The sequence below is a fragment of the Methylobacterium sp. E-016 genome, from assembly GCF_022829745.1.
Taxonomy (GTDB): Bacteria; Pseudomonadota; Alphaproteobacteria; order Rhizobiales; family Beijerinckiaceae; genus Methylobacterium.
Genome location: NZ_JAKSYF010000151.1, coordinates 23990 through 40165 on the forward strand (window position 1 = coordinate 23990; position 16176 = coordinate 40165).

Below are 16176 nucleotides of genomic sequence, written 5' to 3' on the forward strand. Positions count from 1 at the left end.
GCCGCCCGTGCGACAGGAATGGGGAATGTCGGTGCATGGCGGACGGTGACGGGACGGAAGCGCCCACTCTCGACGCCACGGCCAGCGCGGACCGGATCCGCGACGAGATCCTGCGCCTCGTCGATCTCTACGCGTCGAAGGCCCATGCACCGCGCCCGTTCGAGGCCGGCGCATCGCCGGTTCCGGTCTCGGGCCGCGTCTACGGCGCCCCGGAGATGCGGCTGCTCGTCGATTCCGCGCTCGAATTCTGGCTGACCACCGGCCGCTTCAACGCGGCGTTCGAGGGGCGCCTCGCGCGCTTCATCGGCGCCCGCTACTGCCTGACCTGCAATTCCGGCTCCTCGGCCAACCTCCTCGCGGTGACCGCGCTGACCTCGCATCTGCTCGGCGACCGGCGGCTCGTGCCCGGCGACGAGGTGATCACCTGCGCCACCGGCTTTCCGACCACCGTCAACCCGATCCTGCAGAACGGCCTCGTCCCGGTCTTCCTCGACGTCGAGATCCCGACCTACAATCTCGATGTCCGCGCGCTCGAGGCTGCGCTCTCGCCGCGGACGCGGGCGGTCGTCGTCGCCCACACGCTCGGCAACCCGTTCGACCTCGGCGCCGTCACGGCCTTCGCCAAGGCGCACGACCTGTTCCTCGTCGAGGATTGCTGCGACGCGCTCGGGGCCACCTATGACGGCCGCATGGTCGGCACCTTCGGCGATGTCGGCACGCTCAGCTTCTATCCGGCCCACCACATCACCATGGGGGAGGGCGGGGCGGTCTTCGCCGGGTCGAGCCGGCTCAAGCGCGCGCTGGAATCCCTGCGCGACTGGGGCCGGGATTGCTACTGCGCGCCGGGCCAGGACGACACCTGCAAGAAGCGCTTCGACTGGAAGCTCGGCGACCTGCCGCACGGCTACGATCACAAATACACGTACTCGCATCTCGGCTACAATCTGAAGATCACCGACATGCAGGCCGCGGTCGGGGTCGCCCAGCTCGACCGGCTCGACGGCTTCATCGCGCTGCGCAAGCGCAACTACGCGCTGCTGAGGGACGGCCTGCGCCGGTTCGAGGACCGATTGATCCTCCCCGAGGCGACGCCGCTGAGCGAGCCGTCCTGGTTCGGCTTCCCCCTGACGCTGCGCGAGAGCGGCCGGCGCAACGACCTCTTGAAGCACCTCAACCGTCACCGGATCGGCACGCGGCTGCTGTTCGGCGGCAACCTCACCCGCCAGCCCTACATGCTGGAGCGGCGCTTCAGGACGGTGGGGGACCTTTCGGCGAGCGATCGGGTGATGAACGACACCTTCTGGATCGGCGTCTATCCCGGGATCTCGCCGGACGCGATCGCCTACATGGTCGACAGCATCGGCGCGTTCTTCGCCGGCTGAGCGCGTGCACCGGCCGCGCGGCGTCGGCGTCACCAGTACAGCTGGAACCGCCCGATGAAGACGTCGGCATCGACGGCGCGGCCGCCCTGGAGCGCCGACGGCGCGGTCCGCGAGCGGACGTAGTCGGCCATGATCCGCACGTTGCGGTCCGGGTACCAGTTCACCCCGACGCTGACGTCGCGCTCGATCCCGCCGCGGACCGTGCCGTCGTCGAGGTCGATCGCACTGACGCGGGCGGCGACCTCGAACACGCCGATCCCGCCGCGGCTCACCCGCGCGTCCTCGCCGACCTTGACGCCCTCGAAGATCGCGTAGGTCGTGCCGTATTTCGGCGTCACGGCGTAGGCGCGGCCGGCGCCGTTGAGCACGTAGCTCGCCTCGACGTAGCCGCCCTGGAACGCGACCGATCGCGCCCCGTCGAAGCGCGACACCTCGGTGCGGATGTACTCGGCCTGGATCAGCAGCGGTCCGGTGCGGTAGGCCGCCTCCAGCCCGATCCGGCCGATGCTCGCTGCATCGCGGATGTCGCCGGTGTTCACGAACGGGCGGGCGAACAGGAAGGCTTCGGAGCGGCTCGACAGGGCGAGCGGCGTCTCGTCCCGCGGCAGCCTGCGATAGCTCCCGGCGATGCCGAGATGCAGCACCGCGTCGTCGGTGTGGATGGGCGCGAAGGTGGCGCGGGTGGTCGAGGCCACGCCCTCGCTGCGGATGCCGGTGTTGGCGTTGCCGCCGAAGACGCTGGTGACGACGCTCCAGTCCGCCCCGCTCCGGCCGATCGCGAAGCCGAAGTTGCGGGCCGGCGCGAACGCGTCGGCGAGCGAGCGTTCGGTGAAGACGGTGTTGTTGTCGCTGATCAGCTGATCGAGGCTGAACGGCTCCTTCATGTTGCCGACCGTGAGGATCATATCCGGGATGCCTTTCCAGGCGATCGCCGCATCGTTGATCGGCCGCATCGGGTCGGCGAAATCGTACTGGAACGCGATCTCGATGGATTTGCCGAGCGTCAGGTAGCTCTCGATCCACGAGCGCCGGACGCCGACGTTGTCGGAGAACGGCTCGGCAAACCCCGGCTGGCGGATGCCGGCCGCCCCGAAATCGAGCTGCAGCTTGCCGCCGATCCGAAGCTGGGCCGCGTCGTCCGGGAAGCGCAGCGTGATGCCCTTGTCGTCGATCGTCAGCGTCTCGCCGTAGGGTCCGGCCAGCGGCGCGGCCGCGACGCTGCCGGCGGCGACGGCCGCACCACCGGCCAGCATGGCGGCCAGGCATCGACGCGCGATCGACCGCTTCGCCATCATCGTCTCCGAGAGCTCCCCGCCCGTGCCCAGGACGACCGATAGCCCGGGATCGCTGACGGTATCGCGACAGGGCGGCGCCGACCGCACGCGATTCACAGCATCGGCAGGGTTCGCGGCCGTGGCCCGCGCGGAAACTGCGCCTCGATCATCGCGATCTCGGCCGCGTTGAGATGAAGCTTCGCCGCGCCCGCATTCTCGATCGCCCGCGATGCGCGGCCGGTCTTCGGGATGGTGAAGGTGTTCTCGATCCGCGTCAGGAACGCCAAGGCCACGGCGTAGGGCGTCGTCCCGTGCGCCGCGGCGATGCCGGCGAGCACGCGGCCGCCGGCGCTCGACGGGTTCGGGAAGTCGCCGCTGCCGAAGGGCGAGTAGCCGACGAGCGCGACCCCGTTCGCGGCGCACCACGGCAGCACCGCGTGCTCGATCGCCCGCTCGCCGAGATGGTACAGCACTTGGTTGCAGGCGATGCGGTAGGGGCCGGCGATGCGCAGCGCCCGGTCGAGGTCGTCGACGTCGAAGTTGCTCAGGCCCCAGGCCAGGATCTTGCCCGCCTGCCGCAGGTCCTCGAACCCGGCGATGGTCTCCTCCAGCGGATGGCTGCCGGGCCAGTGCAGCAGGTAGGCGTCGAGCCGGTCTGTCCCGAGCCGCCGCAGCGACTGCTCGCAGGCCCGCGCCACCCCGCGCCGCGTCGCGTTGCCCGGAACCACCTTGGAGACGAGGAAGACCTCTTCGCGCACGCCGCGGATCGCCTCGCCGACGATGGCCTCGCCGTCGCCGTACATCTCGGCCGTGTCGATGTGGGTCATGCCGGCATCGATGCCCGCCCGCAGGGCGGCGACCGCGCCGTCGCGGGCCGTGGCATCGATGTGCCACGTGCCCTGCCCGATGACCGGGACGTTGAGGCCGGTCGAGCCGAAGGGTCTGGCGTGCATCGCGTGGATCCTGTCTCGCTAGGGCGCGCGGCGCGCCCCGAAGGTCCGATGTCTGCGGCGCGGCCGCCCGATCGGCGAACGGATGGCGCCCGCGCCTTAATCGCGCCATCATGGGACGTTGAGCAATGGCTCGGCACGGGGTCCGGACCTAGACTTTGGACGATGTCCCGTTTCCGAAACGGGGCGCCGTCCCGCGGGCTACGTCCTTCTCCGGTTCGAGAACGCTTCAGGATCGGTTTCGTGCACGCTGCCTGTCCGCCTCCCGTCCCGCTCCCCGCCCAGGCGGATCGCTGAATGCTGCCGCAGCATCGCTGGTTCTGGGCCCTGATCGTCGTCGCATCGGGCGGGGCCGGCCTTCTCTACAACCTCCTGTTCGTCGGCGGCACCTCGCTCGCCGCCGGCCTGATCTACGGTCTCGCCGTCGGCGTGACGGTGCTGTCGTTCGATCGCGGGCTGATTCTCTCCGGGCTTCAGACGCGCCTGCGCCGCCTCCCGGCGATGCTGTACGTGCCCTCGGCCGAGCTGCTCTACGTGCTGATGATCGCGCTCGGCTGCGCACTCGGCGGCCTCGTGGTCTGGTCGCTCGGGCTCACCGCCGACAGCCTGTCGGCGGCGGTCCGGATCACGCCGCGGGTGCTGGCCTACTCGCTCGCGGTCTCGGCGCTGCTAGTCTTCGTCGTGCGGATGCGCGACCTGATCGGCGGCGAGGTGTTCGTGAACTTTCTCGTCGGGCGCTACCACAAGCCGGTGCGGGAGGAGCGCATCTTCCTGTTCTTCGACGTGGTCGGCTCCACCGCCTTCGCCGAGACCCACGGCGACCTCCGGGCGCAGGAATATCTCGGCGCGATCTTCGCGACGCTGGCCGAGCCGGTGCGGCGCAACGCCGGCTCCACCGACGATTACATCGGCGACCTCGCCATGATCACCTGGCCGATGGCGCGCGGCCTCAAGGAGGCGCGCTGCGTCGCCTGCGTGTTCGACGTGCTCGACCGAATCGAGGCGGATGCGCCGGCGTGGACCGCGCGCTTCGGCACGGTGCCGCGGCTGCGCGCGGCCCTGCACGGCGGATCGGTGGTCACGGCGGAAGTCGGCGTCGACCGGCACAAGATCGCCTATTTTGGAGACGCGGTGAACGTCACCTCGCGGATCGAGGCGCTGTGCCGGCCGCTCGGCGTGAACATCCTCATCTCGCAGGACCTGCTCACCCGCCTCGGCGGGTTGCCGCCCGGGATCGCGGCGCGGTCCCTCGGAGCCCACGCCCTGCGCGGGCGCGGCCAGCCGCTCTCGGTGGCGACCTTGGAGCGGCCGGCCCCCGAGATGCCCCAGCCGATCCAGGCGGAGCGGCCGGCGCTTCGGGTCGCGCGATGAGCGGACGCTGGCTCACCGCCCTGCGCATGCTGCTGCGCTACGGCCTGCCGCTCGCCGGCATCGTCGTGGTCGGCCGGGCGATCGTGCTGTCGATCGGCGGCGAGATCTCGAAAGCGCAGTTCGCCCTTGGCGTGCTCCTGATGGTCGCGGGATTCTCGGCGCGCCTGGTGCCGAAGGCCCGTCGGCCGAGAGCGACGGCGGAGCGGCGCGCCGCCGCGAGGCGGCCGTCATGATCGGCTCGACGGCGATCTACGTCGACGCCGACGCCTGCCCGGTGAAGGACGAGACCTATCGCGTCGCCGCCCGCTACGGGCTGCACGTCTACGTCGTCGCCAACAGCTTCCTGAACGTGCCGCGCGAGCCCTGGATCGAGCGCGTGGTGGTCGGCGACGCGATGGATGCCGCCGACGACTGGATCGCCGAACGTGCCGGGCCGGGCAGCATCGTCGTCACGGCCGATGTGCCGCTGGCCAGCCGCTGCGTGAAGGCGGGCGCGACGGTGATCGGGCCGAACGGCAAGCCGTTCTCGGACGCGTCGATCGGCATGGCGCTGGCGACGCGCAACCTGATGCAGGACCTGCGCGAGGCCGGCGCGATCACCGGCGGGCCGCGCCCGTTCTCGGCGCGCGACCGGTCCGAGTTCCTCGGCGCCCTCGACCGTGCGGTGAACCGCATCCGGCGCGGCTCGACCTGACGGCGTGGCGCGTCAGCCGGCGACGAGCGCCTTGAGCGCGTCGTTGAGGCGGTCCTGCCAACCCGGGCCGTCCTTCTGGAAATGCGCGAGCACGGCGCTGTCGAGGCGGAGCGTCACCGATTCCCGCGCGCCCGGGGCGGCCTGCGGCTGGCGCGGGGCCGGCGGTGCGGCCGCCGGGGCGGGCTTGGCGGTGGTGGCCGCCTTGAAGGCGGCCTCGGCCGCCTGACGCGGATCGGTGATGCGGCGCGTGCGGTCGAAGGCCATGGTCGCGCCTCAGGCCTTCTTGGCGGCTTTGGCCGCACTCTTCTTCGCGGCCGCCTTCTCGGCGACGGCCTTGTCGGCCGCCTTGTCTGCGGCCTTCTCCGCCGCCTTGGCCTTCGCGGCGGCCGCCTTCGTCAGCGGCTTCACCTCGGCGGCCTTGGCCTGCGCGTCGGCGGCCTCCTTGGCGAGCCGCAGCGCCCGCAGGCGGACCGTGCGCTCGTCGACGGCCTTGATCGAGGCGATGTGCTCCGCCATGGCCTGGGCGCCCTCGCGCTGCATGCGCTCGGCCCGTTCCGCGCGCTCGGCCCGCTCCTCGGCCTTGTGCTTGGCTTCCTCTTCCGGCGTCCGGACTTCGTCCTCGGCGTCCGCGCCCGTATCGATCTCGTCGCTCATCATATTCCTTTCGTCCCGTCCGGGTCCCGTCACGACAAGGGCGCTCCACGCTCCGCAGGAGCGCGCCGTTGCGTCGGGATGGGCAGGCTCGGCGCAACCCGAGGACAGGTGGGCGGCCGGTTCGCATCGTCTCCGCCGATCCACCGCGAACCCGTCGCGGCGTGCGGAACGAGTGATTGTGTAGCACGCCGGAGGCCCCGATGGCGAATGCCGCGGCCTGGTCGAAGGCAAGTCACGGCGACTTTTCCCGTGCAGCCGTAGCCTAACCTTCGACGAACGAACGTATGACCGCCGGCGGCACCTTCCGCCGGCGGCTCGGACGTCGGTTCAGCGCACGCGATAATTGAGCGGGATCGTCACCGACAGGCTCGACTGGGTCACGCCGGCGGGCGCCGCCGGCAGGCTCCCGCGCACGGCGCCGAGCGCCGCGCTGTCGATCTGGCTGACGCCGCTGCTGCGCGCCAGGCCGGCGCTCGTCACCTGGCCGGACCGCAGCACGGTGAAGCGCACCATCGCCGTGCCGCCGGCCGTGCCGCTCGCGGCACCCGGGTTCATCCGGCCATGGATCGCCGAGCTGATCGCCCCGGTCCATTGCCGCATGGCGCTCGGATCGCTCCCGGCCGAGGCCCGGCCCGACGCGTTCTCGCGTGAGGACGATGCGGAACTCCGGCTCTCCGCGCCCGCGCGGGCCTGGGCCTGGGCCTGGGCCTGCTTCGCCTTGGCCTCGCGAGCGGCCTTGGCCTTCGCCTCGCGGACCGCCTCCTTGCGCTCCTCGATGGCCTCGCGGCGGGCCTCCTCGAGCTCTTCCCGGCGCTTCTGCGCCCGGAGCTTCGCCTCGCGCTCGGCCTTGAGCTTGGCGAGGTCGACCTTCGGCTTTTGGGGCTCGGCCGGCTTCTCGGGCTCCGGCGCCTGCGCGACCACCGGCGGCGGGGGCGCCAGCGGCTCGGCCTGCTCGGCCTGGGAGGTGATGATCTGGCTCTCGGGCTCGACCGCGACGGCGTCGGGCGGGACCTCCGCGACGGACGCGGGCGGCGGCGGCGCGACCACGGCCTCGTCGGGCTTCGCTTCGGCCACCTCCGGCGGCGGCTTGGTCGGCTCCGCCTCGGCCGGGTCCTCGACCGGCTTGGTTTCCGGCGGAGCGGCTTCGCTCGCCTGCGTCTCGCTCGGCGCCTGCGTGTCCGCGTCGGTCATCAGCGGGGCGAGGTCGATCGAGATCTGCTGCTCGCCGGGGGGAGCCGGCGGGGTCAGCTTGAACAGGGCGAGGCCGGCCAGCGCGCCGAGATGCAGCACGAGCGCGACGAGGAAGGCGGGCACGAGCCCGGACGTGCGGGGTTCGGGAGCCCCGGTGTCGGCGATGACGGACATGGCTTACCGAGCCGCCCCGTTGGCCGCCCCACCTGCGGCCGCCGCCGGAGCCGCGCCGGGCGCGGCACCGCCGGGCGACTGGGCGATCAGCGAGACCTTGGTGAAGCCCGCCTGCCCGACGAGGCCCATCACTTCCATGATCTTGCCGTAGGGCACGTCCTTGTCGCCGCGGACCAGCATCACCTGGTCCTTGTTCTCGGCCGCCATGGCGCGGAGGCGCGGCATCAGCGTCTCGTTCGTGAAGATCTCCTTGGCGATCGACGGCTTGCCGTCCTTGTCGATCGTCACCTCGACCGGCTTCTGCGACTGCGCGACCTTGGCGGCCGAGGTCTTCGGCAGCTGCACCGGCACGCCCGTCGTCATCAGCGGCGCCGCGACCATGAAGATGATCAGCAGCACCAGCATGACGTCAACCATCGGCGTCACGTTGATCTCCGACATCGGTGCGGTGTCGAGATCGTCATCGTCGGAACCGCTCGCGCGGATCGAACCCATCGCCATGCGGCGTCCTCCGGGATCGGCGGCCCGGCCCTCGAGGGCGGCCGCTGCGGGAATGGAAGGCCCGGCCGCCCTTCGCGGGGCCGGGCTCGCGCAAAGTGAGATCGCCGGGGGGCGCTACTCGGCGGCGGCGCGGTGCTGGACGCCGCGGTCGCGGGCGAGACGGTTGCTGAGCACGCCGATGCCGGAGACGAAGGTGCTCTGGATCCGCCCGACGTCGTTGGCGAGCTTGTTGTAGGCCATCACCGCCGGGATCGCGACGACGAGGCCGATCGCGGTGGCGAACAGCGCCTCGGCGATGCCCGGCGCCACCACCGCGAGCGAGGTGTCCTGGCTGCGGGCGATCGACGAGAACGAGTTCATGATGCCCCAGACCGTGCCGAACAGGCCGACGAACGGCGCCGTCGAGCCGGAGGTCGCCAGGAGCGCGAGGCCGTTCTGCAGGCGCTTGACCTCCAGCGTCAGCGCGGCGCGCATGGCCCGCTCGATGCGGTCGCGCCGCTCGGCGCGGGTCTCCGAGGCGTCCTGGTCGCGCCAGGCGTCGAGGGCCGCCTTCACCACGTGGCCGGCGATGCCCTTCATCCCGGTCTCGAGGTTGCCGCCCGAGCGCACCAGCGCATCGAACGCCTTGGCCTGCCGCCGGGCGGCTGCGAGCCGGACGATCTTCTCGAACACCACGGTCCAGCAGGCGAGGGAGGCGACCACCAGCAGGATCATCACCCCCTTCACGATCGGGTCGGCCTGCAGGAACAGGCCCACGAACGAGAAGTCGTGACCGGCGTCGATCGGGGCGGAAGTCGGATCCATTGCGGGTTCCCTCGGGTGTCATTCGGATGCGGCAACGGCCGCGGGCCGCCCGGCGGCGCGAGGCCGTCGGGCGGGTCGGTTCTCACGAGGTCTCGCCGGCGTGCCCGCCGGCGAGGTCGGCTCAGCGATCGAACGGGACGTTCGCCTTGGTCTCGGTCTCGGTGCGCTCCAGGCAGGATTCGCGGGTGGCGTCCCCGCCCTCGCAGGCGAGCACGTCGCTGAGCAGCACGCGGCTCAGCTTCGGGCACGCGATCCCGGGGAAGTTGAAGATCTTGACGGTGGTCTTGCGGGCAGGGATCGGGCCGAGCTCGGCGGCGACCCGCTTCTGCGCGATCCCGTCGGTGTCGAAGGCGAACAGGTCGAGCTTGTAGGATTTCAGGGCCGTCCCACGGCTGTTGTCGACGACGATGGTAGCGCGGCACGAATCGTCGGCGGGCTCGAGCCGGTTGAGCTGGAGCTTGATCGGCGCGGCCTTGTCGGCGGATCCGGCGTCCTGCGCCGTCGCCGACACGACGAGCGAGGCCGCCAGCACGAGCGACAGCCCGGCACTGGCCGCCGTGTCGAGCGCGAGGCGCCCGATCCGGCGCCGGTAGAGCGGGACGCCTCGCCCGAGCATCTGTTCAGCCATCGACTCGCTTTCCATCCTCCGCCCCGCGGCGGTCTCCCGGCGCCCTGCGCCGCATCGATCTCGTTCGCCCCGGAAGGATCCGGTCGGGTCCGGCTCCGTCCGGTCAGTGCAGGGCCGCACCGTCCGGCCGGCGCTTCGAGGCTCCGAGACGCCCCGCGGCCTCGTCGATCGGCCCGACCGCCGCACGCAGCGCGGCGACGAGGCGCGGCGCTTCGGGCCGGCCGGTGATCGCGGCCGCGCCGCGCTCGACCTCGCCCCAGAGCCTGCGCCGGCCGCGCCCGATCAGGCCGACCAGCGCGCATTCGTGCCCGGTCAGCCGGCAGCAGGTCGCCGGCATGAACGGCCCGTCATCGGCCCGCTCGGCGCGCAGCGCGCGGACGACCCCGACGATCCCGGAGACGAAGCGGCCGCCGGCCTCGGCGCCGAGGAGCGTCTCCGCACCGTCGAACGCCGCATCCCAGCACGCGATGTCCCGCGTCATGTAGCCCGCGGCCACGAACCGGGCGACCGAGAGCGCCAGCACCTCCGCGTCGTCGCCGCAGACCTCCGCCACCCGCGGCATCGGCGCATGCTTCGACAGGATCGGTGCGGACATTCGGCCTCCGGAAAGTGCCTGCCGCACCGCTTCGTCACGCTGAAACGGACCGCAATGTGCCTGCGGGGCGGAAGTATCCGAGGTGGAGGGCAAGGATCAAGGGCACGGCCGAAAATCAGAGCCGTTCCAAACTGTTACGAATACATCCCTGTTCTCGGCCGTCGTCTGTTGCCGAAAGATCCCGCCGTCCGTTGCCGCTTCTGCCCGTGCTTCCCGCCTTCGGCGCGGCGCGGCGTCCCTTGATGGGCCGGGTCGCCTCGTCCATATCTTGGCGTGCCGGGCCGCTGGGCCGGAAGGGGCGCTGCCGCCAGCGGGCCCCGCGACGAGGCGTCCACCGGCATTCGGGCACGGGGCCTCCACAGGGGTGTTGCCGCCGATGACCCGTCCATCTCCGTTCGGACACCCGTTCCTGCTCGGGTTCGACGAGATCGAGCAGGCCCTCGACCGGGTCTCCAAGGCCGCCAACGACGGCTACCCGCCCTACAACATCGAGCGTCTGGCCCGCACCGATCGGGAGCCGGACCGCCTGCGGATCACCCTGGCGGTGGCCGGCTTCACGCGCGACCAGCTCGACGTGATGCTGGAGGAGAACCAGCTGATCGTCCGCGGCCGTCAGGTCGACGACAAGGAGCGGCTGTTCCTCCACCGCGGCATCGCGGCGCGGCAGTTCCAGCGTGCGTTCCTGCTGGCCGACGGGATGGAGGTGCTCGGCGCCGACCTGTCGAACGGGCTGCTCTCGATCGATCTGGCGCGGCCCGAGCCCGAGCGGGTGGTGCGCCGCATCGCCATCCTCGAGCGCGATTGATCCGCGGGAAAAGCACCCCACATCAGGATCAGGCCCACGATCGCCGGATCGGTTCGATCAAGACGGGATCGTTTCCGGGCCGATTGCTCTGCCTCGAAAGGAGGGCACGACATGACCGACCTCAACACCTCCCCGCTGACGGCCGCCGACCTCGATCCGGCCGAATTCAACGCTGCCGACCTCGCGGCCCTGGGCGAAGGGCACATCGCCTACGTCCGCTCGATCCGCTCCGACGAGGTGATGCGGCTGTTCCCGCAGGCGCCGCAGCTGACGCCCGGCCTCGACCTGTTCGCGCTCCTGTCGGCCAGCGGCGCGCCGATACTGCTCGCGGACTCGCGCGAGGTGATCCTCGCCAACGCCGCCGAGCACGACCTCTTCCCGGTCAGCCTGCACTAGCCGGTCTCGCCATCTCCGCCACCGCCGAGAGCAGCCGCGCGATATCCTGCGGCCGCGACAGGCGGTGGTCGCCGTCCGCGATCAGCGTGAGGACCGTGCCCGCCGCCGGCAGCCGGTCCAGGATGCGGAAGGCGTGGGCGTGCGGCACGTCCGGATCGTTCATCCCCTGGAGGATGTGGACCGGGCAGCGCAGGTCGAGGGCGCCGGTCAGCAGGCGGTTGCGCCGGCCATCCTCGATCAGCGCCATGGTGATCGCGTCGGGCTCGGGCGCGTAGGCGCTCTGGCGCAGCCAGACGCCGTCCTGCTCCAGCGTGCTGCGCACCTCCGGCGGGAACCGATCCCACATCAGATCCTCGGTGAAGTCGAGGGCCGGCGCGATCAGCACGAGGCCGGTCGGCGCCGACGCCCCGCGCGCCGCGAGGTTTCGCGCCGCGAGGCAGGCGATCCATCCGCCCATCGAGGATCCGATCAGCACCGGCGCTTCCGGCGCGTGCGCGGCGAGCACGCCCTCGGCGTCGGCGAGCCAGGTCGAGATCGTGCAGGCCGAGAACTCGCCCTCGGATTCGCCGTGGCCGGAATAATCGAACCGCACGAAGCGCCGCCCCTCGGCGGCGGCCCAGGCGTCGACCGCCATCGCCTTGGTGGCGCCCATGTCCGAGCGGAAGCCTCCGAGCCAGACGATCGCCGGACCCGCCCCGTCGCGCACGCGCACGGCGATCCGGCGTCGGTCCGCTCCTTCGCCGACGTCGACGTGCTCCAACGTCGTCCCGTCCCGCATCCCGCTCTCCCGATTCGCCCGGCCCGCGCGTTCCCGACCTGAACGCCGCGTCTTCAGCCGCCGTTTACCAGACCGTAAAGCGTACCCGTGATCCTATGACAATGAACGCTTCCCTGCGGCCGCGGCCCGCCTGCGCCCTCTCGCCGCGCAGCCGCCGATGAACGGCGATTCCCGTCCGTCGGTCGGCTTCCCCGGCGACGCGTCGCCGCTGGCCGGTGCCTGCGTCCTCCAGATCATTCCCGAGCTCGACGCCGGCGGTGCCGAGCGCACCACCGTCGACATCGCGGCCGGCCTCGCGGCGGCGGGTGCGCGTGCGCTGGTCGCGACGGAAGGCGGGCGCCTCGTCGGCGAGCTTCAGGCCAAGGGCGGCATCTGCCTGCCGTTCCCGGCGGCGTCGAAGAACCCCGTTCATATGGCCCTCAACGTCGGCCGCCTGGCGCGCCTGTGCCGGCGCGAGGGCGTGCAGATCATCCATGCGCGGTCCCGCGCCCCGGCCTGGGTCGCGCTCGGCGCCGCGCGACGGCTGAAGCTGCCCTTCGTCACGACCTATCACGGCAGCTATTCCGGCCGTACCGGCGTGAAGGTGCTGTACAACTCGGTGATGGCGCGCGGCGACGTGGTGATCGCCAACTCGCACTACACCGCCGACCTGATCCGTCGCCTGCATGCCGAGCAGGCGGGCGACCGGGTTCAGGTGATCCACCGCGGAACCGACCTCTCCGCCTTCACTCCCGTCTCGGTCGGCGCCGCGCGGGTCGAGGCGTTGCGCCGCGTTTGGGGCGTCGCCCCCCACGAGCGCGTCGTCCTGCTGGCGGCCCGCCTCACCGCGTGGAAGGGTCAGCGCATCCTGATCGAGGCGGCGGCGCTGATGCGCGCGCAGGGCGTCGCCGATTTCGCCATCGTGCTCGCGGGCGACTCCCAGGGCAGGGTCGCCTACGAGCGCGAGCTCGACGCGCTGGTCGTGGCGCGCGGGCTCGAGGGCGTCGTCCGCCGCGTCGGGCATTGCACCGACATGCCGGCGGCCTTCCGGGCCGCCTCGGTCGTCGCGGTGCCCTCCGTCGAGCCGGAGGCGTTCGGCCGTTCCGCCGTCGAGGCCCAGGCGCTCGGCACGCCGGTGGTGGTGTCCGATCTCGGCGCGGTCCCCGAAACCGTTTTGAGCCCGCCCGAAGTGTCGGCCAGCCAGCGCACCGGCTGGCGCGTTCCCGCCGGCGATGCGGCGGCGCTCGCGGCGGCACTCACGGAGGCGCTGTCGCTCGGCGCCAGCGCGCGCGACGCGCTGGCCCGCCGCGAGCGCGCCCATGTGGAGGCGAACTTCTCCCTGGAGCGCATGGTCGGCGACACGCTGGCGATCTACGCCAAGCTGCTCGGCCGATCGGAGCCCGCCTGACCCCGCGTCGCGATGGGGGCTTGTTCTTTTGGCCTGCAGGCTTCACATCGGGGAAAAGGTTTTCGCATCGCGGGAGCCGGTATGGTTTTGCGTTGAAACGGCGGCATGTGTTGACTTGCCGCACGGTTCGGCCAAGGTAAGCTGTCCGGGATAGGCCGGAGCGATCGGTGGTCTGGGCAGCCTGGAACGGGATGCCAGGGGCCGCCGTTTCGTCGTTGCATCAGGAGAACACCGCCATTCGTAGACCCATGAGAGCCATGCCGGCCCCGCAGAAGGACGGGCCTCGCGCCAACCGGGATATCCGCGGCGTGCGCGAAGTGCAGCTCATCGACGACACCGGCCAGAACCGGGGCGTCGTCGCCTTCTTCGATGCTCTGGCCCTGGCCGAAGAGGCCGGCCTCGACCTCGTCGAGATCGCACCGAACTCCGTTCCTCCCGTCTGCAAGCTGCTCGATTATGGCCGCTTCCGCTTCAACGAACAGAAGAAGCAGAACGAGGCCCGCAAGCGGCAGAAGACGGTCGAGGTCAAGGAGATCAAGCTCCGCCCCGGCATCGACAAGCACGACTACGACACCAAGATGAAGTCGGTGCAGCGCTTCTTCGAGGAGGGCGACAAGGTCAAGGTGACCCTGCGCTTCCGCGGCCGCGAGATGGCGCACCAGGATATCGGCCTGCGCCTGCTCGAGCGGGTGAAGACCGAGACCGCCGAGATCGCCAAGGTGGAAAGCGAGCCGATGCTCGAAGGCCGCCAGATGATCATGATCCTGGCGCCGCGCTGATCGCTCCGCCGAGGCCCGTGGAATTCCAAAACGCCGTCTCGCTCCGCGAGGCGGCGTTTTTCATGATGCGGTCGCGCGTCGCCATTCCCAGACCATGCGCCTTTCACGGGCCGTCGCGCTTTCACCGGCCGGTCGCGCGGATTATCTGCTGCGCATGGCCCTGACATCCGACGAGATCGAACGCTACGCCCGCCACCTCGTGCTGCCGGAGATCGGCGGCCCCGGGCAGGGCAGGCTGAAGGCGGCGCGCGTGCTCGTGATCGGTGCCGGCGGGCTCGGCGCCCCGCTGATCCAGTACCTGGCCGCCGCCGGCATCGGCACGATCGGCATCATCGACGACGACACGGTCTCGCTCTCGAACCTGCAGCGCCAGATCATCCACGGCACACCAGATCTCGGCCGCCCGAAGGTCGAGAGCGCCGCGGACGCCGTCGCCCGCCTCAACCCGAACGTGACGGTGGTCGCCCATCCGATCCGGATCGATGCCGCATCCGCCGAAGCCTTGGCCGCCGCGTACGACGTCGTCGCCGACGGCTCGGACAACTTCGCGACCCGCTACGCCGTGTCCGACGCCTGCTACCGGGCGCGCCGCCCCTTGGTCACCGCCGCCCTCGGCCGTTTCGACGGCACGCTGACGACGATCCGCGCCCACGAGACCGGGCCGGACGGCGCCCCGAACCCGACCTACCGCTGCCTGTTCCCGAACCCGCCGCCGCCCGGCACCGTGCCGCCCTGCGCGGAAGCCGGCGTGCTCGGGGCGCTCGCCGGCGTGATGGGCTCGCTGATGGCGATGGAGGTGATCCGCGCGGTGACCGGCTTCGGCGAGCCGCTGGTCGGGCGGCTGCTGATGGTCGATGCCCGCGCGATGCGGTTCGAGACCTTGGGCTACGCCTGGGACGAGGCGAACCCGCTCAGCGGCGCGGTGCCGTCACAAGCCTGATGGCGGGGTCCATTCCGCTTCGGCATCCACCTTGCCGAGGCAGCACTTCTTGAACTTCTTGCCGCTGCCGCACGGGCAGGGATCGTTGCGGCCGACGTCCTTGAACGGGTTGACCGTCGGCAGGCCGTAGCCGGCCTTGGTCCAGGCGAGCTGAACGATCGGGTCGTCGAGGTAGCCGTGGTTCCACGCGTCGAGGCGCGACCGGTCGTTGGGCTTGCGCTCGGCCTCGCGCAGGGTCTCCTTGAACCACGCGGCATCGCTGAACTCGTCGGTGATGCGCTTGTCGCGCCGGGCCGCCTCGGCCCGCGGGGCGAGCTCGCGCAGGCCGAGATAGGCGATCGCCTCCTCCCAGGCGATCCAGCCGACCGTCTCCTCGACGGCGGCCTTCGCGTCGTCGAAGCGGACCAGCAGGTCGCGCAGGGTCTGGCGCGGAATCCGACCCTCGATCGCCAGGAAGACGCAGGCGGACAGCAGCGCCTGGCGCACCGCATCGTCGACCGTGCTGTCGAGGATCAGCGCGAAGATCCCGTCGGTCCGCCCGTCGAACAGGCTCGCGATCATGCGGGCGAGCGTCGTGGTGACGGCGTCGCCGAGCACCGCGTCCACGCTCTCCTCGTCCTGGCGCAGGAAGCGCAGGAGCGGAGCGAGCAGCCGCGGATCGCGGGCATGGGCGAGCACATGCAGCCCCCAGAACAGCAGGTTCTCCTGCTCCGGCGTCAGCTCGGCGCCCTCGGCCGCCACCGAGAGGAGGCGAAGGGTCTCGTCCGCGACGAGATCCGGCTCGGCCAGGGCGCGACGCAGCAGCGGCTCGGGCAGGGTCTCGGCAAGGGACAGTGCCTGGCGGAGCGCTTCGGCGTCGGTCATGGTCGGGTC

20 protein-coding genes are annotated in these 16176 nt (G+C 71.4%); 9 read left to right on the top strand and 11 right to left on the bottom strand.

The window, feature by feature from the left end; translation table 11 throughout:
- Positions 1-35 precede the first annotated feature (35 nt).
- Complete coding sequence (gene rfbH / locus MKK68_RS22025; RefSeq protein ID WP_244032943.1) at positions 36-1382, top strand: lipopolysaccharide biosynthesis protein RfbH; 1347 nt, start codon at positions 36-38, stop codon at positions 1380-1382.
- A gap of 29 nt (positions 1383-1411) precedes the next feature.
- Here rfbH and MKK68_RS22030 read toward each other — a convergent pair whose 3' ends face one another.
- On the bottom strand, positions 1412-2635 hold the full coding sequence (locus MKK68_RS22030) for an OprO/OprP family phosphate-selective porin (protein WP_244032944.1): 1224 nt from the start codon (positions 2633-2635) through the stop codon (positions 1412-1414).
- Between the two features lie 134 nt (positions 2636-2769).
- Positions 2770-3609, bottom strand: coding sequence for an aldo/keto reductase (locus MKK68_RS22035; RefSeq protein WP_147729258.1), 840 nt, complete (start codon positions 3607-3609; stop codon positions 2770-2772).
- A gap of 294 nt (positions 3610-3903) precedes the next feature.
- Between MKK68_RS22035 and MKK68_RS22040 the strand changes: the two genes are divergently transcribed.
- The 3 genes from MKK68_RS22040 to MKK68_RS22050 are packed head-to-tail and all read left to right on the top strand — an operon-like array spanning position 3904 to position 5671.
- Positions 3904-4977 carry an adenylate/guanylate cyclase domain-containing protein gene (locus MKK68_RS22040; RefSeq protein ID WP_244032945.1) on the top strand — a complete coding sequence of 358 codons (1074 nt, stop codon included), beginning with the start codon at positions 3904-3906 and terminating at the stop codon, positions 4975-4977.
- Positions 4974-5210, top strand: coding sequence for a hypothetical protein (locus tag MKK68_RS22045; RefSeq protein WP_243933859.1), 237 nt, complete (start codon positions 4974-4976; stop codon positions 5208-5210). Before MKK68_RS22040 ends, MKK68_RS22045 begins: the two co-directional genes overlap by 4 nt.
- A complete protein-coding gene (locus tag MKK68_RS22050; RefSeq protein WP_244032946.1) occupies positions 5207-5671 on the top strand; it encodes a YaiI/YqxD family protein in 465 nt (154 codons plus the stop codon). The genes MKK68_RS22045 and MKK68_RS22050 overlap by 4 nt, the downstream gene beginning before the upstream one ends.
- 12 nt (positions 5672-5683) lie before the next feature.
- Here the strand turns inward: MKK68_RS22050 and MKK68_RS22055 are convergent, their stop codons facing one another.
- From MKK68_RS22055 to MKK68_RS22085, 7 genes are all read right to left on the bottom strand, one after another.
- Positions 5684-5935: a BrnA antitoxin family protein gene (locus MKK68_RS22055; protein ID WP_147842350.1), complete on the bottom strand. Its 252-nt coding sequence runs from the start codon at positions 5933-5935 to the stop codon at positions 5684-5686.
- Positions 5936-5944: 9 nt separating this feature from the next.
- Positions 5945-6325: a hypothetical protein gene (locus MKK68_RS22060; protein WP_147842349.1), complete on the bottom strand. Its 381-nt coding sequence runs from the start codon at positions 6323-6325 to the stop codon at positions 5945-5947.
- A 327-nt stretch (positions 6326-6652) separates the two neighbouring features.
- Positions 6653-7690 carry a TonB family protein gene (locus MKK68_RS22065; protein WP_244032947.1) on the bottom strand — a complete coding sequence of 346 codons (1038 nt, stop codon included), beginning with the start codon at positions 7688-7690 and terminating at the stop codon, positions 6653-6655.
- Between the two features lie 3 nt (positions 7691-7693).
- On the bottom strand, positions 7694-8191 hold the full coding sequence (gene tolR / locus MKK68_RS22070) for a protein TolR (protein WP_147729000.1): 498 nt from the start codon (positions 8189-8191) through the stop codon (positions 7694-7696).
- A 114-nt stretch (positions 8192-8305) separates the two neighbouring features.
- The gene (locus tag MKK68_RS22075; protein WP_244032948.1) at positions 8306-8995 is read right to left on the bottom strand and encodes a MotA/TolQ/ExbB proton channel family protein; all 690 of its coding nucleotides are present in this window, start codon (positions 8993-8995) and stop codon (positions 8306-8308) included.
- Between the two features lie 121 nt (positions 8996-9116).
- Positions 9117-9611 (bottom strand): Tat pathway signal protein, encoded by a 495-nt coding sequence (locus MKK68_RS22080; RefSeq protein ID WP_405044425.1) that lies wholly within the window; start codon positions 9609-9611, stop codon positions 9117-9119.
- A gap of 115 nt (positions 9612-9726) precedes the next feature.
- On the bottom strand, positions 9727-10218 hold the full coding sequence (locus MKK68_RS22085) for a hypothetical protein (RefSeq protein ID WP_243949163.1): 492 nt from the start codon (positions 10216-10218) through the stop codon (positions 9727-9729).
- 376 nt (positions 10219-10594) lie between these two features.
- Between MKK68_RS22085 and MKK68_RS22090 the strand changes: the two genes are divergently transcribed.
- Both MKK68_RS22090 and MKK68_RS22095 read left to right on the top strand, forming a co-directional pair.
- A complete protein-coding gene (locus MKK68_RS22090; protein ID WP_147729168.1) occupies positions 10595-11023 on the top strand; it encodes an Hsp20 family protein in 429 nt (142 codons plus the stop codon).
- Between the two features lie 111 nt (positions 11024-11134).
- The gene (locus MKK68_RS22095; protein ID WP_147729167.1) at positions 11135-11419 is read left to right on the top strand and encodes a DUF1150 family protein; all 285 of its coding nucleotides are present in this window, start codon (positions 11135-11137) and stop codon (positions 11417-11419) included.
- On the opposite strand, the gene MKK68_RS22100 is transcribed toward MKK68_RS22095, so the two are convergent.
- The gene (locus MKK68_RS22100; RefSeq protein WP_244032950.1) at positions 11406-12197 is read right to left on the bottom strand and encodes an alpha/beta hydrolase; all 792 of its coding nucleotides are present in this window, start codon (positions 12195-12197) and stop codon (positions 11406-11408) included. The genes MKK68_RS22095 and MKK68_RS22100 overlap by 14 nt on opposite strands.
- A 157-nt stretch (positions 12198-12354) precedes the next feature.
- On the opposite strand from MKK68_RS22100, the gene MKK68_RS22105 reads away from it, so the two are divergent.
- The 3 genes from MKK68_RS22105 to MKK68_RS22115 all read left to right on the top strand — a co-directional run bounded on the left by MKK68_RS22105 (position 12355) and on the right by MKK68_RS22115 (position 15303).
- Positions 12355-13584, top strand: a complete 1230-nt coding sequence (locus MKK68_RS22105) for a glycosyltransferase family 4 protein (RefSeq protein WP_244032951.1) — start codon at positions 12355-12357, stop codon at positions 13582-13584.
- A gap of 257 nt (positions 13585-13841) precedes the next feature.
- Entirely contained in the window at positions 13842-14363 is a 522-nt protein-coding gene (gene infC, locus MKK68_RS22110; protein WP_243933822.1) for a translation initiation factor IF-3, read from the top strand.
- A 154-nt stretch (positions 14364-14517) separates the two neighbouring features.
- Complete coding sequence (locus MKK68_RS22115; RefSeq protein WP_244032952.1) at positions 14518-15303, top strand: HesA/MoeB/ThiF family protein; 786 nt, start codon at positions 14518-14520, stop codon at positions 15301-15303.
- Here MKK68_RS22115 and MKK68_RS22120 read toward each other — a convergent pair.
- Positions 15292-16167, bottom strand: a complete 876-nt coding sequence (locus MKK68_RS22120) for a DUF1186 domain-containing protein (protein ID WP_244032953.1) — start codon at positions 16165-16167, stop codon at positions 15292-15294. The genes MKK68_RS22115 and MKK68_RS22120 overlap by 12 nt on opposite strands.
- Positions 16168-16176 lie beyond the last annotated feature (9 nt).

What these genes read in the sequence shown, in the direction of transcription:
- MKK68_RS22105 (WP_244032951.1), top strand. Translation starts at nt 12,355, where the DNA reads ATGAACGGCGATTCCCGTCCGTCGGTCGGCTTCCCCGGCGACGCGTCG.
- rfbH (WP_244032943.1), top strand. Translation starts at nt 36, where the DNA reads ATGGCGGACGGTGACGGGACGGAAGCGCCCACTCTCGACGCCACGGCC.
- infC (WP_243933822.1), top strand. Translation starts at nt 13,842, where the DNA reads ATGCCGGCCCCGCAGAAGGACGGGCCTCGCGCCAACCGGGATATCCGC.
- MKK68_RS22095 (WP_147729167.1), top strand. Translation starts at nt 11,135, where the DNA reads ATGACCGACCTCAACACCTCCCCGCTGACGGCCGCCGACCTCGATCCG.
- MKK68_RS22065 (WP_244032947.1), bottom strand. Translation starts at nt 7,690, where the DNA reads ATGTCCGTCATCGCCGACACCGGGGCTCCCGAACCCCGCACGTCCGGG.
- MKK68_RS22100 (WP_244032950.1), bottom strand. Translation starts at nt 12,197, where the DNA reads ATGCGGGACGGGACGACGTTGGAGCACGTCGACGTCGGCGAAGGAGCG.
- MKK68_RS22030 (WP_244032944.1), bottom strand. Translation starts at nt 2,635, where the DNA reads ATGCTGGCCGGTGGTGCGGCCGTCGCCGCCGGCAGCGTCGCGGCCGCG.
- MKK68_RS22080 (WP_405044425.1), bottom strand. Translation starts at nt 9,611, where the DNA reads ATGCTCGGGCGAGGCGTCCCGCTCTACCGGCGCCGGATCGGGCGCCTC.
- MKK68_RS22090 (WP_147729168.1), top strand. Translation starts at nt 10,595, where the DNA reads ATGACCCGTCCATCTCCGTTCGGACACCCGTTCCTGCTCGGGTTCGAC.
- MKK68_RS22050 (WP_244032946.1), top strand. Translation starts at nt 5,207, where the DNA reads ATGATCGGCTCGACGGCGATCTACGTCGACGCCGACGCCTGCCCGGTG.
- MKK68_RS22055 (WP_147842350.1), bottom strand. Translation starts at nt 5,935, where the DNA reads ATGGCCTTCGACCGCACGCGCCGCATCACCGATCCGCGTCAGGCGGCC.
- MKK68_RS22075 (WP_244032948.1), bottom strand. Translation starts at nt 8,995, where the DNA reads ATGGATCCGACTTCCGCCCCGATCGACGCCGGTCACGACTTCTCGTTC.
- MKK68_RS22060 (WP_147842349.1), bottom strand. Translation starts at nt 6,325, where the DNA reads ATGAGCGACGAGATCGATACGGGCGCGGACGCCGAGGACGAAGTCCGG.
- tolR (WP_147729000.1), bottom strand. Translation starts at nt 8,191, where the DNA reads ATGGCGATGGGTTCGATCCGCGCGAGCGGTTCCGACGATGACGATCTC.
- MKK68_RS22085 (WP_243949163.1), bottom strand. Translation starts at nt 10,218, where the DNA reads ATGTCCGCACCGATCCTGTCGAAGCATGCGCCGATGCCGCGGGTGGCG.
- MKK68_RS22115 (WP_244032952.1), top strand. Translation starts at nt 14,518, where the DNA reads ATGGCCCTGACATCCGACGAGATCGAACGCTACGCCCGCCACCTCGTG.
- MKK68_RS22035 (WP_147729258.1), bottom strand. Translation starts at nt 3,609, where the DNA reads ATGCACGCCAGACCCTTCGGCTCGACCGGCCTCAACGTCCCGGTCATC.
- MKK68_RS22040 (WP_244032945.1), top strand. Translation starts at nt 3,904, where the DNA reads ATGCTGCCGCAGCATCGCTGGTTCTGGGCCCTGATCGTCGTCGCATCG.
- MKK68_RS22045 (WP_243933859.1), top strand. Translation starts at nt 4,974, where the DNA reads ATGAGCGGACGCTGGCTCACCGCCCTGCGCATGCTGCTGCGCTACGGC.
- MKK68_RS22120 (WP_244032953.1), bottom strand. Translation starts at nt 16,167, where the DNA reads ATGACCGACGCCGAAGCGCTCCGCCAGGCACTGTCCCTTGCCGAGACC.